The organism is Nocardia asteroides, from assembly GCA_019930625.1.
In the GTDB taxonomy this organism is placed as follows: Bacteria; Actinomycetota; Actinomycetes; order Mycobacteriales; family Mycobacteriaceae; genus Nocardia; species Nocardia sputi.
This window is the reverse complement of record CP082844.1, coordinates 7,155,855-7,171,827: the sequence shown is the minus strand read 5'-3', so window position 1 is coordinate 7,171,827 and position 15,973 is coordinate 7,155,855. Positions and strand designations below refer to the sequence as shown.

At 68.6% G+C, this 15,973-nt stretch carries 15 protein-coding genes; 5 read left to right on the top strand and 10 right to left on the bottom strand.

Features of this window, described 5'->3' with window-relative positions; genetic code table 11:
• Positions 1–4: 4 nt before the first annotated feature.
• The 5 genes from K8O92_32430 to K8O92_32410 all read right to left on the bottom strand — a co-directional run bounded on the left by K8O92_32430 (position 5) and on the right by K8O92_32410 (position 4,793).
• On the bottom strand, positions 5–718 hold the full coding sequence (locus tag K8O92_32430) for an MBL fold metallo-hydrolase (protein ID UAK36083.1): 714 nt from the start codon (positions 716–718) through the stop codon (positions 5–7).
• Positions 719–852: 134 nt separating this feature from the next.
• Positions 853–1,608, bottom strand: coding sequence for an adenosylcobinamide-GDP ribazoletransferase (locus K8O92_32425; protein ID UAK32336.1), 756 nt, complete (start codon positions 1,606–1,608; stop codon positions 853–855).
• A gap of 205 nt (positions 1,609–1,813) precedes the next feature.
• Positions 1,814–2,893: a nicotinate-nucleotide--dimethylbenzimidazole phosphoribosyltransferase gene (gene cobT, locus K8O92_32420; protein UAK32335.1), complete on the bottom strand. Its 1,080-nt coding sequence runs from the start codon at positions 2,891–2,893 to the stop codon at positions 1,814–1,816.
• Positions 2,894–3,106: 213 nt separating this feature from the next.
• A complete protein-coding gene (gene cobU / locus K8O92_32415; GenBank protein UAK32334.1) occupies positions 3,107–3,670 on the bottom strand; it encodes a bifunctional adenosylcobinamide kinase/adenosylcobinamide-phosphate guanylyltransferase in 564 nt (187 codons plus the stop codon).
• Between the two features lie 154 nt (positions 3,671–3,824).
• The gene (locus K8O92_32410) at positions 3,825–4,793 is read right to left on the bottom strand and encodes a helix-turn-helix domain-containing protein (GenBank protein UAK32333.1); all 969 of its coding nucleotides are present in this window, start codon (positions 4,791–4,793) and stop codon (positions 3,825–3,827) included.
• 85 nt (positions 4,794–4,878) lie between these two features.
• On the opposite strand from K8O92_32410, the gene K8O92_32405 reads away from it, so the two are divergent.
• Complete coding sequence (locus tag K8O92_32405; protein UAK32332.1) at positions 4,879–5,040, top strand: hypothetical protein; 162 nt, start codon at positions 4,879–4,881, stop codon at positions 5,038–5,040.
• 42 nt (positions 5,041–5,082) lie between these two features.
• On the opposite strand, the gene K8O92_32400 is transcribed toward K8O92_32405, so the two are convergent.
• Positions 5,083–5,754 carry a DUF3043 domain-containing protein gene (locus tag K8O92_32400; protein UAK32331.1) on the bottom strand — a complete coding sequence of 224 codons (672 nt, stop codon included), beginning with the start codon at positions 5,752–5,754 and terminating at the stop codon, positions 5,083–5,085.
• Between the two features lie 197 nt (positions 5,755–5,951).
• Between K8O92_32400 and K8O92_32395 the strand changes: the two genes are divergently transcribed.
• Positions 5,952–6,302, top strand: a complete 351-nt coding sequence (locus K8O92_32395) for an iron-sulfur cluster assembly accessory protein (GenBank protein ID UAK32330.1) — start codon at positions 5,952–5,954, stop codon at positions 6,300–6,302.
• Positions 6,303–6,538: 236 nt separating this feature from the next.
• Positions 6,539–7,507: a carbohydrate kinase family protein gene (locus tag K8O92_32390; GenBank protein ID UAK32329.1), complete on the top strand. Its 969-nt coding sequence runs from the start codon at positions 6,539–6,541 to the stop codon at positions 7,505–7,507.
• A gap of 61 nt (positions 7,508–7,568) precedes the next feature.
• Here K8O92_32390 and asnB read toward each other — a convergent pair whose 3' ends face one another.
• Positions 7,569–9,512 carry an asparagine synthase (glutamine-hydrolyzing) gene (gene asnB / locus K8O92_32385; protein UAK32328.1) on the bottom strand — a complete coding sequence of 648 codons (1,944 nt, stop codon included), beginning with the start codon at positions 9,510–9,512 and terminating at the stop codon, positions 7,569–7,571.
• A 465-nt stretch (positions 9,513–9,977) separates the two neighbouring features.
• On the opposite strand from asnB, the gene K8O92_32380 reads away from it, so the two are divergent.
• Positions 9,978–11,009 carry a cytochrome c oxidase subunit II gene (locus K8O92_32380; GenBank protein ID UAK36082.1) on the top strand — a complete coding sequence of 344 codons (1,032 nt, stop codon included), beginning with the start codon at positions 9,978–9,980 and terminating at the stop codon, positions 11,007–11,009.
• Between the two features lie 14 nt (positions 11,010–11,023).
• Positions 11,024–11,440 (top strand): cytochrome c oxidase subunit 4, encoded by a 417-nt coding sequence (locus K8O92_32375; protein UAK32327.1) that lies wholly within the window; start codon positions 11,024–11,026, stop codon positions 11,438–11,440.
• A 626-nt stretch (positions 11,441–12,066) separates the two neighbouring features.
• On the opposite strand, the gene K8O92_32370 is transcribed toward K8O92_32375, so the two are convergent.
• From K8O92_32370 to K8O92_32360, 3 genes are all read right to left on the bottom strand, one after another.
• The gene (locus tag K8O92_32370) at positions 12,067–13,344 is read right to left on the bottom strand and encodes an FAD-binding oxidoreductase (GenBank protein ID UAK32326.1); all 1,278 of its coding nucleotides are present in this window, start codon (positions 13,342–13,344) and stop codon (positions 12,067–12,069) included.
• Positions 13,345–13,396: 52 nt separating this feature from the next.
• A complete protein-coding gene (locus tag K8O92_32365) occupies positions 13,397–14,956 on the bottom strand; it encodes an alkaline phosphatase D family protein (protein ID UAK32325.1) in 1,560 nt (519 codons plus the stop codon).
• A gap of 179 nt (positions 14,957–15,135) precedes the next feature.
• Positions 15,136–15,867, bottom strand: coding sequence for a 1-acyl-sn-glycerol-3-phosphate acyltransferase (locus K8O92_32360; GenBank protein UAK32324.1), 732 nt, complete (start codon positions 15,865–15,867; stop codon positions 15,136–15,138).
• Positions 15,868–15,973: the final 106 nt, after the last annotated feature.

Genomic DNA, 15,973 nt, shown 5'->3' with positions numbered 1-15,973 from the left:
TCACTCAGCCCGGCATCAGCATGTGCCACTGCTCGAGCGTCTGCGGACGCATGACGTAGTTCTTGTCCCGGACAGTCGACAGCGCGGCGCTGGGTTCCTGCGAATACCAGTGGCCCGGGTAGACGACCGGGTCGCCGGAAAGACCGGCCAGGTAGCGCAGGCTGCGGAACATTTCGTCGGAATCGCCACCCGGGAAATCGGTGCGGCCGCAGCCGTCGACGAACAAGGTGTCACCGGCGATCAGGCGGTTGTCGAACAGGAAGCATTGGCTGCCCGGGGTGTGGCCGGGCGTGTGGAGTAATTCGATGTCGAAGGCTCCGACAGTGACCTTGTCGCCGTGCTCGTGGCCGGTCAGTTCGCTCTCGGCGATCCCGGTGACGTTGGCCACCCATGGCAGCTCTTTGGCGTTGACATGTACTGGGACACTTGTCTTTTCGAGCAGCTCGCGCACTCCGCGTAGGGTGAAGCCGAGCATCGTTCCGCCCACGTGATCGGGGTGGTGGTGCGTGGCCAGCACGCCGCTGAGCCGTAGACCGTCTCCCTCTGCGATGTCCACCAGATCACCTGCCGCGTAGGCCGGATCGATCACCACGCACTCGCCCGTTTCCCGGTCGCCGATCAGATATGCGAAGTTGCGCATCTGCGTCGCGATCGGATCGCCCACGGCGTAGTCGCGTCCCGACAAGAGCTGGCGAAAATACAGTCGCTCAGAAGACATACCGCCCACCTTATTGCCCGACCCAGACGATCCGCGCGCCACGGCCGGAAAAATTCCAGTGACCCAGACTCTGAGCTCGATTTGAACTGGACCGACGTTCAATTCGGGCATGGAACGGCAACGCCGGTGGCGGGTCAGCCCGGCTGGACGGCGAGGGACAGCACGGCCGCCGTGAGCGCCACGGTGGTCTCGACCGCGGCGCCGAGGACGTCACCGGAGAGTCCGCCGAAGCGCCTTGCGCAGTGGCGGACCAGAACCGTCGAGGCGGCCAGGCCGAGCGCCACGGCCAGCGGGCCGAGCCACGGGCGGCCCGGGACGGCGAAGACGGCGAGGGCGAGCGCGGCCACCGACCAGGACGCCGCCGCGACGGCCGACTGCGTACCCGCGACCAGGATGCCGAACCCGGTGCCGGGTGCGGCCGGGACGCCGCGGCAGGCGAGGATCACCGCGACGCGGCCGGTCGCCACGGCGAGGGCCACCGCGACCCATCTGCCGGAATCGGCCAAGGCCGCGAACGAGAAGGCCTGCACGCCGATGGCGAACGCGAGTCCCGCCACCCCGAAGGGTCCGGCCCCGCCGCTCTTCATGATCTGCCTGGCCCGCTCCGGCGGCCCGTAACTGCCGAGCCCGTCCAAGGTGTCGGCCAGACCGTCGAGATGCATGCCCCTTGTGATCAACGCCAGCGCGCCGACCACCAGCAGGCCGGCCAGCGGAGCGCTCGCCCCGGCCCAGCTCAGAGCCCAGAGCAGTCCTGCGGCGCCCGCACCCAGCAGCGCACCGACCAGCGGCGCCAGCAGGATCGCGCGTGCGGCCGCCGACCGATCGACGTCATCCGGCCCGCGGACGGGCAGCACCGTCAGCCAGGAGATCGCCAAGCGAACCCCGTTCATCTCGAGCCCCGTGCGGCGGGCCGTGCTTCGACCGCGTTGCCAGGTGCCTGGTCGATGACCGGCTGCGGTGCCGGGCAGGGATCTGACCAGGCGCGTTGGTTCGCGCACGAAGCTGTCGGCTGGTGCGTCGCGAGGCCGGAGTTCCCGTCGAGCGCCTGCGCCCCGCCCGGCGGGTGGGGGAAGGTGTCACCGGAACGGGAAGACTTCACTTGCGCAGGTTCGGCGCGGGGCTTGCCGGTTCGGGGTCGGCGGTGCTGACGCCCGCTTCGGCGAAGGTGGACATCTCGGCGAGGGTCGCCACCGCCGAGCGGAGGATCGGGAGGGCGGTGAGGGCGCCGGAGCCTTCGCCGAGGCGCATGCTCAGGTCGACCAGCGGCTCGAGGCGCAACTGTTTCAGTGCGAGGTCGTGCGCCGGTTCGGTGGAGCGGTGCCCGGCCAGCCACCAGGCGCTCGCGCCCGCGGCGAGGTCTTCGGCGACCAGCGCGGCGGCCGTGACGACGACACCGTCGAGGATGACGGGTGTGCGCCGGGTGGCGGCCTGGGCGAGGAACGCGGCCAGCGCGGCGAAATCGGCGCCTCCGGCGACTCGCAGGAGTTCCACCGGGTCCTTGAGCACCGGGCGGGCGCGGCGCATGGCATCGCGGATGGCGGCGACCTTGCGGATCCATCCGGCGTCGTCGACGCCGGTGCCGCGGCCGACCGCCGCGACCGGTTCGGTATTGGTGAGGTTCGCGACGAGCACGGTGGCCGGGGTCGTGTTGCCGATACCCATGTCCCCCGCGATCAGCAGGTCGGCGCCCCCGTCGATCTCCTCGTCGGCGATGGCGCGGCCCGCGCTGATCGCGGACTCGACCTCCTCGGCGGTGAGCGCGTCCTCGCGATCGATCGCCCCGCTCGAGCGGCGCACCTTGTGCTTGGACACCTGCGGGTCGGTCTCGGCGTCGACGGAGATGTCCACGACCCGGACCGTCGCGCCTGCCACCGCCGCGAGCGCGTTCACCGCGGCTCCGCCGCCGAGGAAGTTCGCGACCATTTGCGCGGTGACTTCGCTCGGATACGCCGAGACCCCGTGCCGCGCGATTCCGTGATCCCCGGCGAAGACCACGACCCGCGCGCGCTCGAACTGTTTCGGCGGGCAGGTGCCCTGACAGGAGGCAACCCAGTTGCCTAGTTCCTCCAATCGTCCCAGTGCCCCACCGGGTTTGGTCAGTTGCGCCTGCCGCTGCTCGGCCGTCACACGAAACTGTGCGTCCGGAGGCGCTACCGGTCCGAATCCGTGCGTCACTGTCGAGCCTTTCGGTCATGGCGGATCCCGCCGACTACGCCGCCCAATCTTGCCATTGCCCTCTCGTGCCGTCGGCCCCGTGACCTGAACTCGCCACCCTGGTCGCCGGACGGGCGAAATCTCGCCCGGTCCTGGCATGTGCCGCACCACGGGAGCGGAAGCCGGTCCGTGAACGCGCCGTTCGACGCACGAGGAGGCGGGTCCGTGAACGAGCTATTTGAGACGGAGCGGGAGGCCTGCTACGACGAAGAATGCCTCGTCGCAGACTTGCGCCAGGCGCTGGTTGAGGGTGCCGATCTCGTCGCGGAAGAGGCGGCCGGAGCGTGTGGCGGGAATGACGCCCATGCCCACCTCGGGGCTGACGATGACGAGGTCGCCGGTGTAGGCGGCGACGGCCGCGACCAGTGCGTCGGTATCGGGCGAGATCGTGCCCCGTGGGGCGTTCCAGGCGTCGCGCGCGTCGATCCGGGCGGTCAGCCAAGTACCGATGTCATCGATCAGGGTGAAGGGTGGCCGGGGCGGCGTGGGTTCGGTGAGGATTTCCGCCGGATCGGCGTTTTCGACGGTCGCCCAGCCCGCAGGCCTTCGGCCGCGGTGCTTGGCGATGCGCTCGGCGAAATCACGGTCGGCGGGGTCGGGCACCGCGGTGGCGAGATAGCGCACGGGGCCGCGCGCCTGGACCGCGAGGTCCTCGGCGAACGCCGACTTCCCGGACCGCGCGCCCCCGAGGACGAAGGTGCTGCGCGGCGCCGCGGACGACGGGGGACTGTCTGACACGGGTGCACGGTATCAATCGAACGGCGGCCTGCCGCGCGTCTCCGGAACCACGCCGCGCTCCCGGTGCCCTATTCGGACACACATCTCACGGCAGCAGCGCGGCGTGCCGACCATCGACGAAGCCAGGCGCGCGGACCGATGTCTCGTTCCGCGATCAGGCGGACGTCTCCGGGCTTCGGCCGAAGCGTCGCCGGTATTCGGTGGGGGCGATGCCGACCAGACGTTGGAAGTGGTGGCGCAGGAGGGCGCCGGAGCCGAAGCCGGAGCGGGCGGCGATGCGTTCCAGCCCGAGATCGGTTTCCTCGAGGAGTTGCTTGGCCAGCAGTACGCGCTGGTTGGTAAGCCATTTCACCGGGGTGGTCCCGGTCTCGGCGGCGAAGCGGCGCGCGAAGGTGCGGGTGGACATGTTGGCGCGCATGGCCAGGTTCTCGACCGTGTGGGGTAGGTCGAGATGCTCGTTCATCCACTCCAGGGTCGGGATGAGACTGTCGGAGGTACAGGCGGCGACGGGACGTTCGATGAACTGGCGCTGCCCCCCGTCGCGCTGCGGCGGGACCACCATGCGCCGCGCGATCGCGTTGGCCACGCCGCTGCCGAGCTCACGCCGCACCAGGTGCAGGCAGGCGTCGATTCCGGCGGCGGTGCCCGCGCTGGTGATCAGATCCCCTTCGTCGACGAACAGCACGTCCGGGTCGACGGTCGCCGCGGGGTACTCGGCGGCGAGCTTTTCGACATAACGCCAGTGTGTGGTGCATTTGCGGCCGTCGAGCAGCCCGGCCGCCCCGGCCAGGAAGACGCCGGAACACACGGTGAGCACCGTCGCTCCGGCTGCCGCCGCGTCGCGGACGGCGGTGACGACCCGCGGATCGAATCCGCTGTCGCTGGCGGCGGCCGGAATGGCCACCAGATCGGCCGCCGCCAACTCCGCGAGCCCGTACTCGGGTGTGACCGTGAGTCCGGGGGTTGTCGAGCGCAGCGGGACGCCCGGCTCGGCCCCGCATACCCGGAAATCGAAGGCGGGCAATCCGTCGGCCGTGCGGTCGAGGCCGAAAACCTCACAGACGACGCCGAACTCGAACATGGCCATCCGGTCGGACAGCACCACGGCGACCTTCGACAGCATGTGGTCAGTCTACTGGCCGTATCTTTACGAACAATGTCAGTGCCGCCACTTTCGGCACTAAAGCAGCGTCCGCAAAATTACTGCCATGGTTACTTTTCTCATCTCCCTGGCAGTCATCGTGGCTTTCGCCACTCTCGTCGCCTACGGCACCGGCCGCGCGGGCTCGTCGGATGTCATCGATCGCGACGCCGACCGCGTACGGTCCGAGCTGACGGCGATGCTGGGGCGAAGCGCCCACCATCGCTGACCAGTCCCACGCGCGCATATGCGCGCGCAGGCGCTGGAAAAACTACACAGCGTCGCCCGGGTTGACGCGCGGCTTGGGAGCGCGCATCTTGCGGATCTGGGAGGCGCGGACGAAGGCGTACCAGCCGAGCCGGTACCCGATGTCGGTGGTCTCCGGGAAACGCTCCCTGACCCGGTTGTTCACGACCCGCCCGAGCAAGAAGCCTTCGATGGCCATGAACAGCATCATGACCAGCATGGCGAGCGTGACGATGGTCTGCAGCGCGGGCGCGACGAACATCGACAGGATCAGCACCAGCGCCATCGGCATGAACAGGCCGACCAGGTTGCGCCTGGCGTCGACGATGTCCCGGACGAACGCCCGGACCGGGCCTTGGTCGCGATGCGGCAGGTACTTGTCCTCGCCTGCGAGCATGCGCTCGCGGCGATCCGCGGCGGCTTCGCGCCGTTTGGCGGCCGCGGCCTTGCGGTCTTGCTTGGTGCCCCGCGCGGCCTTGCGCCGGGCGCGAGCTTCCTTCGCGGTGAGCGGAGCGGGTGCTACCGGGCCGCGGCGCTTGCCTTGCGCCTCACGGCGTTTCGGGGTGGGGCGGCCCTTGCCCGCGGTGGACGTGGTTGTCGTGCGGGTGGTGCCCGCGGCCGAGTCGCCGTCCGTGACCACCGTCGATTCGGCGGTCTCGTCGGTGGTGCTGGACTCGCCGCGACGGAACAATTTCACACCGACCAGGCTATTCGATGGGTGTCGCGGCGAGAAATGCGGTCCGATTCGCCGGGAGTGTGCGGGGTCACGGAGGTTGCGTGTCAGAGCGGATCAGGTGGTGGCAAGATGGAGGAATAGCAGCCGGCCGAGTGGTGTTGACCGACACGACCCGTGCGCTGTTCACGGGTTCACCAAAGGTTCCTCGAGGAGAGTTCATGACTGTGCAGAACGAGACCGCCACCCACGGTGTGACTCTGACCGACGCCGCCGCCGCGAAGGCGAAGGCGCTGCTGGACCAGGAGGGTCGCGACGACCTGGCGCTGCGGATCGCGGTGCAGCCGGGTGGTTGTGCCGGCCTGCGCTACCAGCTGTTCTTCGACGACCGCTCGCTCGACGGCGACCTGACCGTCGACTTCGGTGGCGTCACGCTGGCCGTCGACCGGATGAGCGCGCCGTACGTGCAGGGCGCCTCGATCGACTTCGTCGACACCATCGAGAAGCAGGGCTTCACCATCGACAACCCGAACGCCACCGGCTCCTGCGCCTGCGGCGACTCCTTCAACTGAGCGCCCGCGGCCGCGCGTGAGTGTGGCCGAACGCGACGACTGATGCCGCGAGGACATGGGTAACTCGCCGAGTACACCCAACCTGAGGGGCGCCGAAAGCGGGACCTGAGCGCGCATTTCGCGTCACGGGACCCGTACGGCCTGCAGACCCGGCGAGGCGGATCAGCTACGGTGAGACCGGGACTCGCGTCCCGGTCTGCACCGCTTGCCGCCTACCGTTGAAGGGGCCCAGCCACGTGTCCATCGCCGTTTCCGCGTCCATCGCGACCGACCATCTCATGCGTTTTCCCGGACGGTTCGCCGACGTACTGCTGGCCGATCAGCTCGACCATGTCTCGCTGAGCTTCCTCGTCGATGATCTGCAGATCCGTCGGGGCGGTGTCGGCGGCAACATCGTTTACGCCATGGGCCTGCTCAACCGCGCGCCCCTGCTCGTCGGCGCCGTGGGGGCCGATTTCGGCGAGTACCGCGCCTGGTTGGAGAAGCACGGCGTCGACTGCTCCACCGTGCTGGTGTCCGATCGCGCCCACACCGCCCGTTTCGTCTGCACCACCGACGACGACATGGCCCAGATCGCGTCGTTCTACCCCGGCGCGATGAGTGAGGCCCGCGACATCTCCATCGCCGAGCTCGCCGAGACCCGGGAACTGGATCTGGTCCTGGTCGGGGCCAACGACCCGGAGGCGATGCTTCGCCACACCGCCGAGTGCCGTGAGCTCGGCATCCCGTTCGCCGCCGATCCCTCCCAGCAGCTGGCTCGCTTGGACGGTGACCAGTCCGTGCAGCTGATCGACGGCGCCACCTACCTGTTCACCAACAAGTACGAGTGGGCGCTGCTGTTGCAGAAGACGGGCCTGAGCGAGGAAGAGGTCGCGTCGAAGGTCGGCATCCGCGTCACCACCCTCGGCCCGGAAGGTGTGCAGATCGTCGACCGCGACGGCACCGAGGTGACCGTCGGCGTGGTGCCCGAGATCGAGAAGGTCGAGCCGACCGGCGTCGGCGACGCCTTCCGCGCCGGCTTCCTCACCGCCCACACCGCCGGGCTCAGCCTGGAGCGTTCCGCTCAACTGGGTTCGCTGATCGCCGTGCTGGTGCTGGAGACCATGGGCACGCAGGAGTGGACGCTGAACAAGGAGTCGGCTCTGGAGCGTCTCACCCTGGCCTACGGTCCGGAGGCCGCTGCCGACCTCAAGCCCCTGCTGTGACCTTGTAGAGACGCCGAAGGCGCGCACCCCAGCCGGGTGCGCGCCTTCGTCTGTTCCCGGGTCAGAGCGAGACGGGGTAGACCGGCTCCTGGATGTCCGGCTTGATCCGGTTCTCGACGAAGATGCCGTGCCACACCATGAACACCAGCAGCGTCCACAGCCTGCGGCTGTGGTCGGCGGTCCCGGCCCGGTGCGCGACCAGCATCTCGCTGATCGCGGCCTTGTTCAGCAGGTGGTCGGTCTGCGACTCGGCGATCTGCTGCTGCGCCCAGTCGTAGAGTTCGGTGCCGCGCAGCCAGTGCCGCAGCGGAACCGGGAAGCCGAGCTTGGCGCGGTGCAGCACGTGCGGCGGCACGATGCCCTCCAGCGCCTGACGCAGCGCGTACTTCGTGGTCTCCTTGGTGATCTTCTGGTCGAACGGCAGACCCTCGGCGACCTTCAGCACCTCGGCGTCCAGGAACGGCACGCGCAGTTCCAGCGAGTTGGCCATGGTCATCTTGTCGGCCTTGACCAGGATGTCGCCGCGCAGCCAGGTGAACAGGTCCAGGTGCTGCATCCGGGCCACCGGGTCCCAGCCACGCGACTGGGCATACAGCGGCGCGGTGACGTCCTGGTGCGTCCACTCCGGCCGGAACTCGCGCAGCACGGCCCGCAGTTGGGCGTCGTTGAAGCTGCGCGCGTTGCCGTAGTAACGCTCCTCCAAGGTGAGTGAACCGCGATGCAGCAGGCTCTTGCCCCTGGTGCCCTCCGGAATACGGTCCGACAGCTTGCCCGCCAGCCTGCGCAAGCCACGGGGCAGCTTCTCGAAGGGTTTCAGCGACAACGGCTCGCGGTAGATGGTGTATCCGCCGAACAGTTCGTCGGCGCCCTCACCGGAGAGGACCACCTTGACGTGCTTGCGCGCCTCCTTGGCGACGAAGTACAGCGGGACCAGCGCCGGATCGGCCACCGGGTCGTCGAGGTACCAGACGATCTCCGGGATCGCCTCGGCGAACTCGGCGGGGGAGACCACCTTCACGATGTGGCGCGCGCCGATCGCCTCGGCGCTCTCGGCGGCCACGTCCACCTCCGAGTAGCCCTCGCGCTCGAACCCGGTGGTGAAGGTGATCAGCTTCGGGTTGTGCCGCATGGCCAGCGCGGCGACCGCGGTGGAGTCGATGCCGCCGGAGAGGAACGAGCCCACCGTCACATCGGCGCGCATGTGCTTGGCGACGGAGTCCTCGAGCGCCGCGGCGATCTCCCGGTAGCGCGCCGCCGCCGAACCGGAGGTGAACGGCCGCACGGAGAACCTCGGCGTGAAGTAGCGGGTGACGGCCGGAGCCGCGCCAGGTCGCACGGTGGCGTAACTGCCCGATTCCAGCCTTCGCACGTCTTTGTGCAGCGTCTCCGGTTCCGGCACGTACTGCAGCACCGTGTAGTGCTCGAGCGCCCGCGGGTCCAGCGCGTCGCTCAACCCCAGCGCGGGCAGCAGTTCCAGCAGGCTCTTCTTCTCGCTGCCGAAGGCGGTGCCGCCCGGCCCGGTGGCCAGGAACAGCGGCTTGATGCCGAACGGGTCGCGGGCCAGGAACAACTCCTGGGTCACGGTGTCCCAGATCGCGAAGGCGAACATGCCGCGCAGCCGCCGCACCGCCTCCGGACCCCAGTAGTGGAACGCCGCGACGATGGCCTCGCTGTCGCCTTCGGTCCGGAAGATCTTGCCGTCGGGGAATTCGGCGGCGTGCGCGTCCGTGAGTTCCGCCCGCAGCTCCAGGTAGTTGTAGATCTCGCCGTTGAAGGTGAGCGCGTAGCGCTCGGGCTGCTCCGGCGGGCCCCAGCGCAGCGGCTGGTGCGAGTGCTCGATGTCGATGATCGACAGGCGGTTGAAACCGAAGATCACGCGGTCGTCGTGCCAGGTACCGCGCTCGTCCGGGCCGCGGTGACGCACGCAGTGCAAGGCCTCGTAGACCTGCTCCACCGTGCCAGGTGCCGCCTCGTCAGATGCCAGGAATCCGAGCAGTCCACACACGGCGTCGGCAACCTCATTTCTCGCAGTCGGGATACGCGTTCACCGGATGGAACGCAAGGGGACGAAATCTAGTGTCCGAGTATGCCGCACCCACGGGATCCGCGCGTCGTGCGCATCACGTCCCGGCCGGAATCGCTGGTGACGGTGACCCGTGCGCGCCTGGTGGGATGTCGAAGCCGACCCGACGACAAAGGGGAGGCGCGTTTGGTCTACGCTGCGTAGTACTCAGGTCTCTCTCAGGCGACCCGCGCGAACGCGCTGGCCCTGGGAGTGCCCTGAAATGAGCTTTGAACGTATCGTCGGGGCCGATCGCAGCCCTGAGGATGCACTGTCGAAATGTGTGGCGACCAGGAAGGCGTGAGCGTGGCGCACAAGGCGAGCGAAGAGATCGGGGCACGACCCGCCCGGGGTCGGCGGTATTCACCCGCCCCGCCGGCTCCGCGGGCCTACCGTCCCCAGGGCCGCATCCTCCGGCGGGCCGGGCTGGCGGTGTCCTTGGGGATCACCGCGCTGCTCGTCTCGGGCTGCTCGATCGACAATGTCTGGCTGCGGTTCGGCTGGCCCTCGGGTGTCACGCCGCAGGCCACCCGGATGCGGGAACTGTGGACCTGGTCGGTCGTCGCCGCGCTGGCGATGGGCGTGCTGGTCTGGGGCCTGACCTTCTGGACCGTCGCCTTCCACCGCAAGAAGGCGGACTCCCCGGAGTTCCCGCGCCAGACCGGCTACAACGTGCCGCTGGAGCTGACCTACACGGCGATCCCGTTCGTCATCATCGCGGTGCTGTTCTACTTCACCGTGGTCGTGCAGAACTACGTGCACGAGAAGGTGGCCGACCCCGATGTCACGGTCGATGTCACCGCGTTCCAGTGGAACTGGAAGTTCGGCTACCGCAACGTCGACTTCAAGGACGGCTACAAGTTCGACGGCATCGACACCACGCGTGAGGCGCTGAGCCAGGAACAGCTCGACGAGTACGAGGAGCGGACCAAGAACGGTCACCCGCAGCCGGGCCCGGTGCACGGCAAGCCGGAGAACGACATCCTCTCCTACCTGCACTACGACAAGGTCGAGACGATCGGCTCCAGCAGCGAGATCCCGGTGCTGGTGCTGCCGACCGGCAAGGTCATCGAGTTCCAGCTCGCCGCCGCCGACGTGATCCACGCCTTCTGGGTGCCGGAGTTCCTGTTCAAGCGCGACGTGATGCCGAACCCGAAGGAAAACCAGTCCGACAACGTCTTCCAGATCACGAAGATCGAGAAGGAGGGGGCGTTCGTCGGCCGCTGCGCCGAGATGTGCGGCACCTACCACTCGATGATGAACTTCGAGGTCCGCGCGGTTACGCCGGAGAAGTTCACCAAGTACCTGGACGCGCGCCAGGCGGGCAAGACCAACGCCGAGGCGCTCGAGTCCATCGGCGAGTCCCCCGTCGCCACCTCCACCACGCCGTTCAACACCAGGCGCGACGTCAAGAGCGCGGCCTCGGCCGAGAGCAAGTGAGGATTTGATCTGACATGAAGATCGAAGCGCGGATTTTCGAACTGCTCACGGTGTTCTTCGTCATCGTGGCGGTGGTCTACGGCTTCTTCACCGGCCAGTCGCGCACCGGCGTCGAGTGGGCGGGCACCACGGCCACCGTGCTGACCGCGGGCCTGTCGCTGATCATCGGCACCTACTTCCGGTTCGTCGCACGTCGTGTCGACCTGCGCCCGGAGGACTACGAGGACGCCGAGATCGTGGACGGCGCCGGTGACCTGGGCTTCTTCTCGCCCGGCAGCTTCTGGCCGATCACCTTGGCCGCCGCCGGTTCGGTGACGGCTCTCGGCCTGGCGTTCTTCCAGTTCTGGCTGATCGGCATCGGCGTCGTCTGCGTCCTGGCCGCCGCCGCCGGTCTGGTGTTCGAGTACTACCTCGGGCCGGAAAAGCACTGAGCTGAAGACTCGCAGAGCGCCCCATCGGAATTCCGGTGGGGCGCTCTGCTCGTATTTCACGGGTCAGCAGCGTGCGTGCGCAACCCCAACCAGGGTGCGCGGCGACTCATCCGTGCCGAAGAAGCACAGAGCCGAGATCCGCCGCTCGAGCCGAGTAGGTCGGCCGCTCACCTCGAGAACGGTCGCGGTGCGGCCTGGCTCGCGGTCGCGGGTCGGCGGGCCGGTCTGGATCGAATCCGCAGGCTGCCACCCGTTCACACGTCTGCGCGCTCAGGTAGCGAGCTCACCGCTGGTCGCAACCACACCAGCTCAACCACAGGTTCCGAGCGAAGCGAGACCGAGCATTGTCCGTTCGTGGCCCGGCTCGCGTCCGAGTGGCCGCCGCGTCCGGGAAGGACATCCCCAGCACCGACAACGGCGACTCTCAGGTCGCGCCGTCACCGCCCAACGCGCCCACACCAGCTAAACTCCCGGTTTCGAGCGAAGCGAGACCGAGCATCGGTTCGTTCGCGGCCCGGCTCGCGTCCGAGCGGCCGCCGCGTCCGCGACGAAGTCGCCAGCGGCGGTCGCTCGGACGCGAGCCACAAGGGGGCCGCGAACACCCAGCGCCGAAGGCGCTGGAAAAACTATTCGGCCTCGTACCGCAGCGCGTTCTCCGAGCGGCAGATCTCCTCGATTCCGGACATGATGTCGCGCAGCAGTTCGGAGGGCAGTGCGGCGGGGCGCAGGCGGCAGGTGAAGGTGATCAGGCCGTGGTCTTCGGGGGGCAGGCCGCGGGCGGCGGATTCCGCGCGCAGGTAGCGCGAGCGCACGCCGTAGGTCATCGCCGAGATGACGGTGAAGCAGCCCGTGCGTTCCCGGTGCCCGGCGAACAGATCGTGGAGGCGGTAGAACACCGACGTATAGCTCGACAGGGGCGCGAAAACGCCTACCCGGTAGGCGGGACCACGCTCGGACGAGCTGAGGGCTGTGTCGGCCAGATATTCGGCATCGCGCAGGGTCTGGACCTTCGGCGCGAACAACACCGCGCCGGCGGCCGCGTTGCGCACCGGCATGCCCGCCTTTCCGGGTGCGGCGGAGGCGATGGCACCGAGGGATTTCCGCGCCCGCGACCCGACCTCGCGCCGAGCGCGCAGTCCTCGGGTCGGCGCGGTGGGGTACAGGCTCGACCACTGTCCGAAGCGCACGGTGCCCAGCTGCACGTGGCCGGTGCCGACCGGACGCGCCACCTTCAGCGGCGCGGTGTCGACCCAGCGGCCGACTTGCAGCTCGGCGTTGCCGGGCCGGGCGATCTCCGCGTAGGCGTGTTCGACGAAGGAGTCGAAGTCGAGGAACCGGTCGGCGTCGGTGGTCAGCCAGGTGCGGTCCTTGTCGATCTCGATCGCGTCCAGCGTGAGCGCGGTGATGATGCCGGCGCGCCCGCCCGCGCCGAGGATGCGCCCGAAGCGCTCGGTGTGGTGGGTGCGCCCGCAGGTGCCGATGCGCCCGTCGGTGTCCACGTACTCCAGATCGACGATCTGGTCGATGAACAGGCCGTGCTTGTGCGAGGCCGCGCTGACGCCGCCGACCGAGGCGAAGCCGCCCGCGGTGATGTCTCGGTGGTCGCCGACGACGGGCAGGCCCAGACCGTGCGCACCGAGCCTGCGGTCGATGTCGGACAGTTTGGCGCCCGCCTGCACCCGGACGGTGCGCCGGCCCAGGTTGATGTCCAGCACCTGATTCATCCGGCGCAGCGACACCACGGTCGGCTGGGCGGGCAGCGTGAGCCCCTCGTCGAGCAGCTCTCCACCGCGCACCATCAGCCGTTCCGATCGGCCGCGTGAATCCCGTACCGTGCGAACGACATCGGCGGTGTCCCGGGGGAGGTATTCCTCGGCGTTGGAGACAGTTTGCGGCGTGCTCATGGCCCAAAAGCTAACCACAGCGCGGCCCGCGCCGCTTCCCCGAACTCGGGGGCTATCGCGAGGCGGGCGCAAGGCTCTTGCTGAACAGGACGGATCCGGCGGCATCGCACAGGTCGACGGTCAGTTCCCTCGACTTTCCGTCGATGCGCACCTCGCCGAAATGCTGAAAGCCGTCCAGCGGCGAACTGTTCTGCGCCGGCGGCGCGTGGACGTAGACCGCTTCCGGGCCGAATGTCCCGTCCAGCTGGTTCGGGCCGAACGCGCCCGCGTTCAGCGGACCGGAGACGAACTCCCAGAACTCGTCGAAGTCGGTGAAGGCCGCGCGCTCGGGCGAATAGCGGTGCGCCGCCGTGTAGTGCACGTCGGCGGTGAGCCACACGACGCCGGTCACTTCGTTCGCCTTGATCGACGACAGCACCTGCGCGATCTCGCGTTCCCGGCCCGACGGCGCACCGGGGTCGCCGTTGGCGGAGCCTTCGTAGGCGGTGGTGTTCTTCTGTTCGCCGTCCGGGACGATCACGCCGAGGGGCAAGTCGTTGGCGATGATCTTCCAGGTGGCGGTGGACACGCGCAGGCCGTCGATCAGCCATTGCGTCTGCGCCGGGCCGAGAATGCGGCCGTTGGGTCCGTTGTTGGCGTCGTTGGCGTCCTTGTTCGTGCGCATGTCCAGCACGAAGACGTCGAGCAGCGGACCGTAGGCGATCTTGCGATACAGGCGACCGTCCACCGCTTCTCTCGGCTCCAGCGGCATCCACTCGTGAAAGGCTTGCCACGAGCTGGCGGCGAGGGTGTCCATGCCGCGTTCGGTGTAGCCCTTGGATTCGGCGACGAGTCCGCCGGGGTACCAGTTGTTCACCGTCTCATGGTCGTCCCACTGCACCACTTGGGCGACCGAGTTGTTGAAGCGGCGGTAGTTCTCGTCGGTCAGGTTGTAGGCGTAGTTACCGCGGAATTGGTCCAATGTCTGCGCGACAGCGCTTTTCGCCTCGCTCACGATATTGCGCCAGATCCGTCCGTCGGGCAGGGCCACCGATTCCTTCAGCGGTCCGTCGGCGTAGATGGAGTCGCCGGAGTGCAGGAACAGGTGCGGGTCGCGGGCGACCATGGCGGCGAAGATCGTCATACCGCCCAGGTCGGGGTTGATGCCGTAGCCCTGGCCCGCGACGTCGCCGGACCACTGGAGCCTGATGTCCGCCGCGGCGGTGGGCGCGGTGCGGAAGACGCCGGTGACCGGTTCGGAGGTGGCGCCGTCCTCGCCTCGCAGGGTCACCCGGTAGTGCACCAGCTGTCCCGCGGGCAGCCCGTCGACCCGCACCCGGCCGGTGCCGTCGGAATCCGGTGTGAGCAACGGACCGGTGAAACGCTTGGCGTCGGTGAACGATTCCGTGGCGGCGGTTTCCACGATCAACGTGGCGGGACGATCGGCGCGGGCCCAGATCAGTGCGCCGTCCGCGCGTGGGTCGCCCACCGCTACGCCGTGCGTGAGCACCGGTCGCGGCCGGACCAGCCCGGGGCCGCTGTCCGCTGCGCATGCCGCCAGCGCCGGGGCTGCGACGAGTCCGAGCGCGGAGGCCCGTAAGACGGTGCGCCGGGATGGTCCTGAGCCAGTCATGTGGGACACCTTGGCGCAACTACGTCAACGCCACGTGAACGGGCTGGGTCCGTGCGGCCAATAGGCGCTCGGCCTCAGTGCTTCTCGCTGTCGCGTTATCGCTCGCTCAGCGTATCGCCCGGGGCCGGACACGAAACGGCCCCGAGACCGTGCGGTCTCGGGGCCGGAGACGAACTGGATCAGCCCGCGGCGGTGTCGGGAATGCGGACGGACACGGCCGCGGGGCGGCTGCCGCTGGGTACGCCCTCCTTCAAGCTGTGCGCGTAGACGTCGACGTACTCCTGACCGGTGAGCCGCATGAGTTCGTACATGACCTCGTCGGTGACGGCGCGTTCGACGAAGCGGTTGCCGCCCATGCCCTCGTAGCGGGAGAAATCGATGGGCTCGCCGAACTTGACGGTGACCTTCCTGCGGCGCCAGCGGAACGGCCCGGGCGGGCTGACCTGGTCGGTGCCGATGACGGCGACCGGGATGACGGGAACGCCGGTCTCCAGCGCCAGGCGGGCCAGGCCCGTCTTGCCCTTGTACAGGCGGCCATCGGGGGAGCGGGTGCCCTCCGGGTAGAGGCCGACCAAGCGGCCCTGGTCGAGCAGCTTGCGGGCGGCGTTCAGCGCGTCCTCGGCGGCGTCGGCGCCGCTGCGGTCGATCGGGTACTGGCCCGAGGCGCTGAAGAAGAACTTCTGGAACCGGCCCTTGATGCCGGGGGTGTTGAAGTACTCGGCCTTGGCGAGGTAGTTGATCCGCCGCGGACTCAGCAACGGAGCGAACAACCAATCGGCGAAGGAGAGGTGGTTACCCGCCATAATGGCCGGCCCGTCCGCCGGAATGTTCTCCACACCCTCGACCGTAGGCCGATTGTAGAGATGAATGAACGGTCCCAGCAGCACGAACTTCAGCAGCCAGTAGAACATGACGTCCTTCCCCCGGGACCGGGATAGTAGCGGGCACCTGCGTCAAATCCCGACTTTACCGTTGGTGCAAGATCACATCCAACCGCAGCGGCGAATCTCACCACAC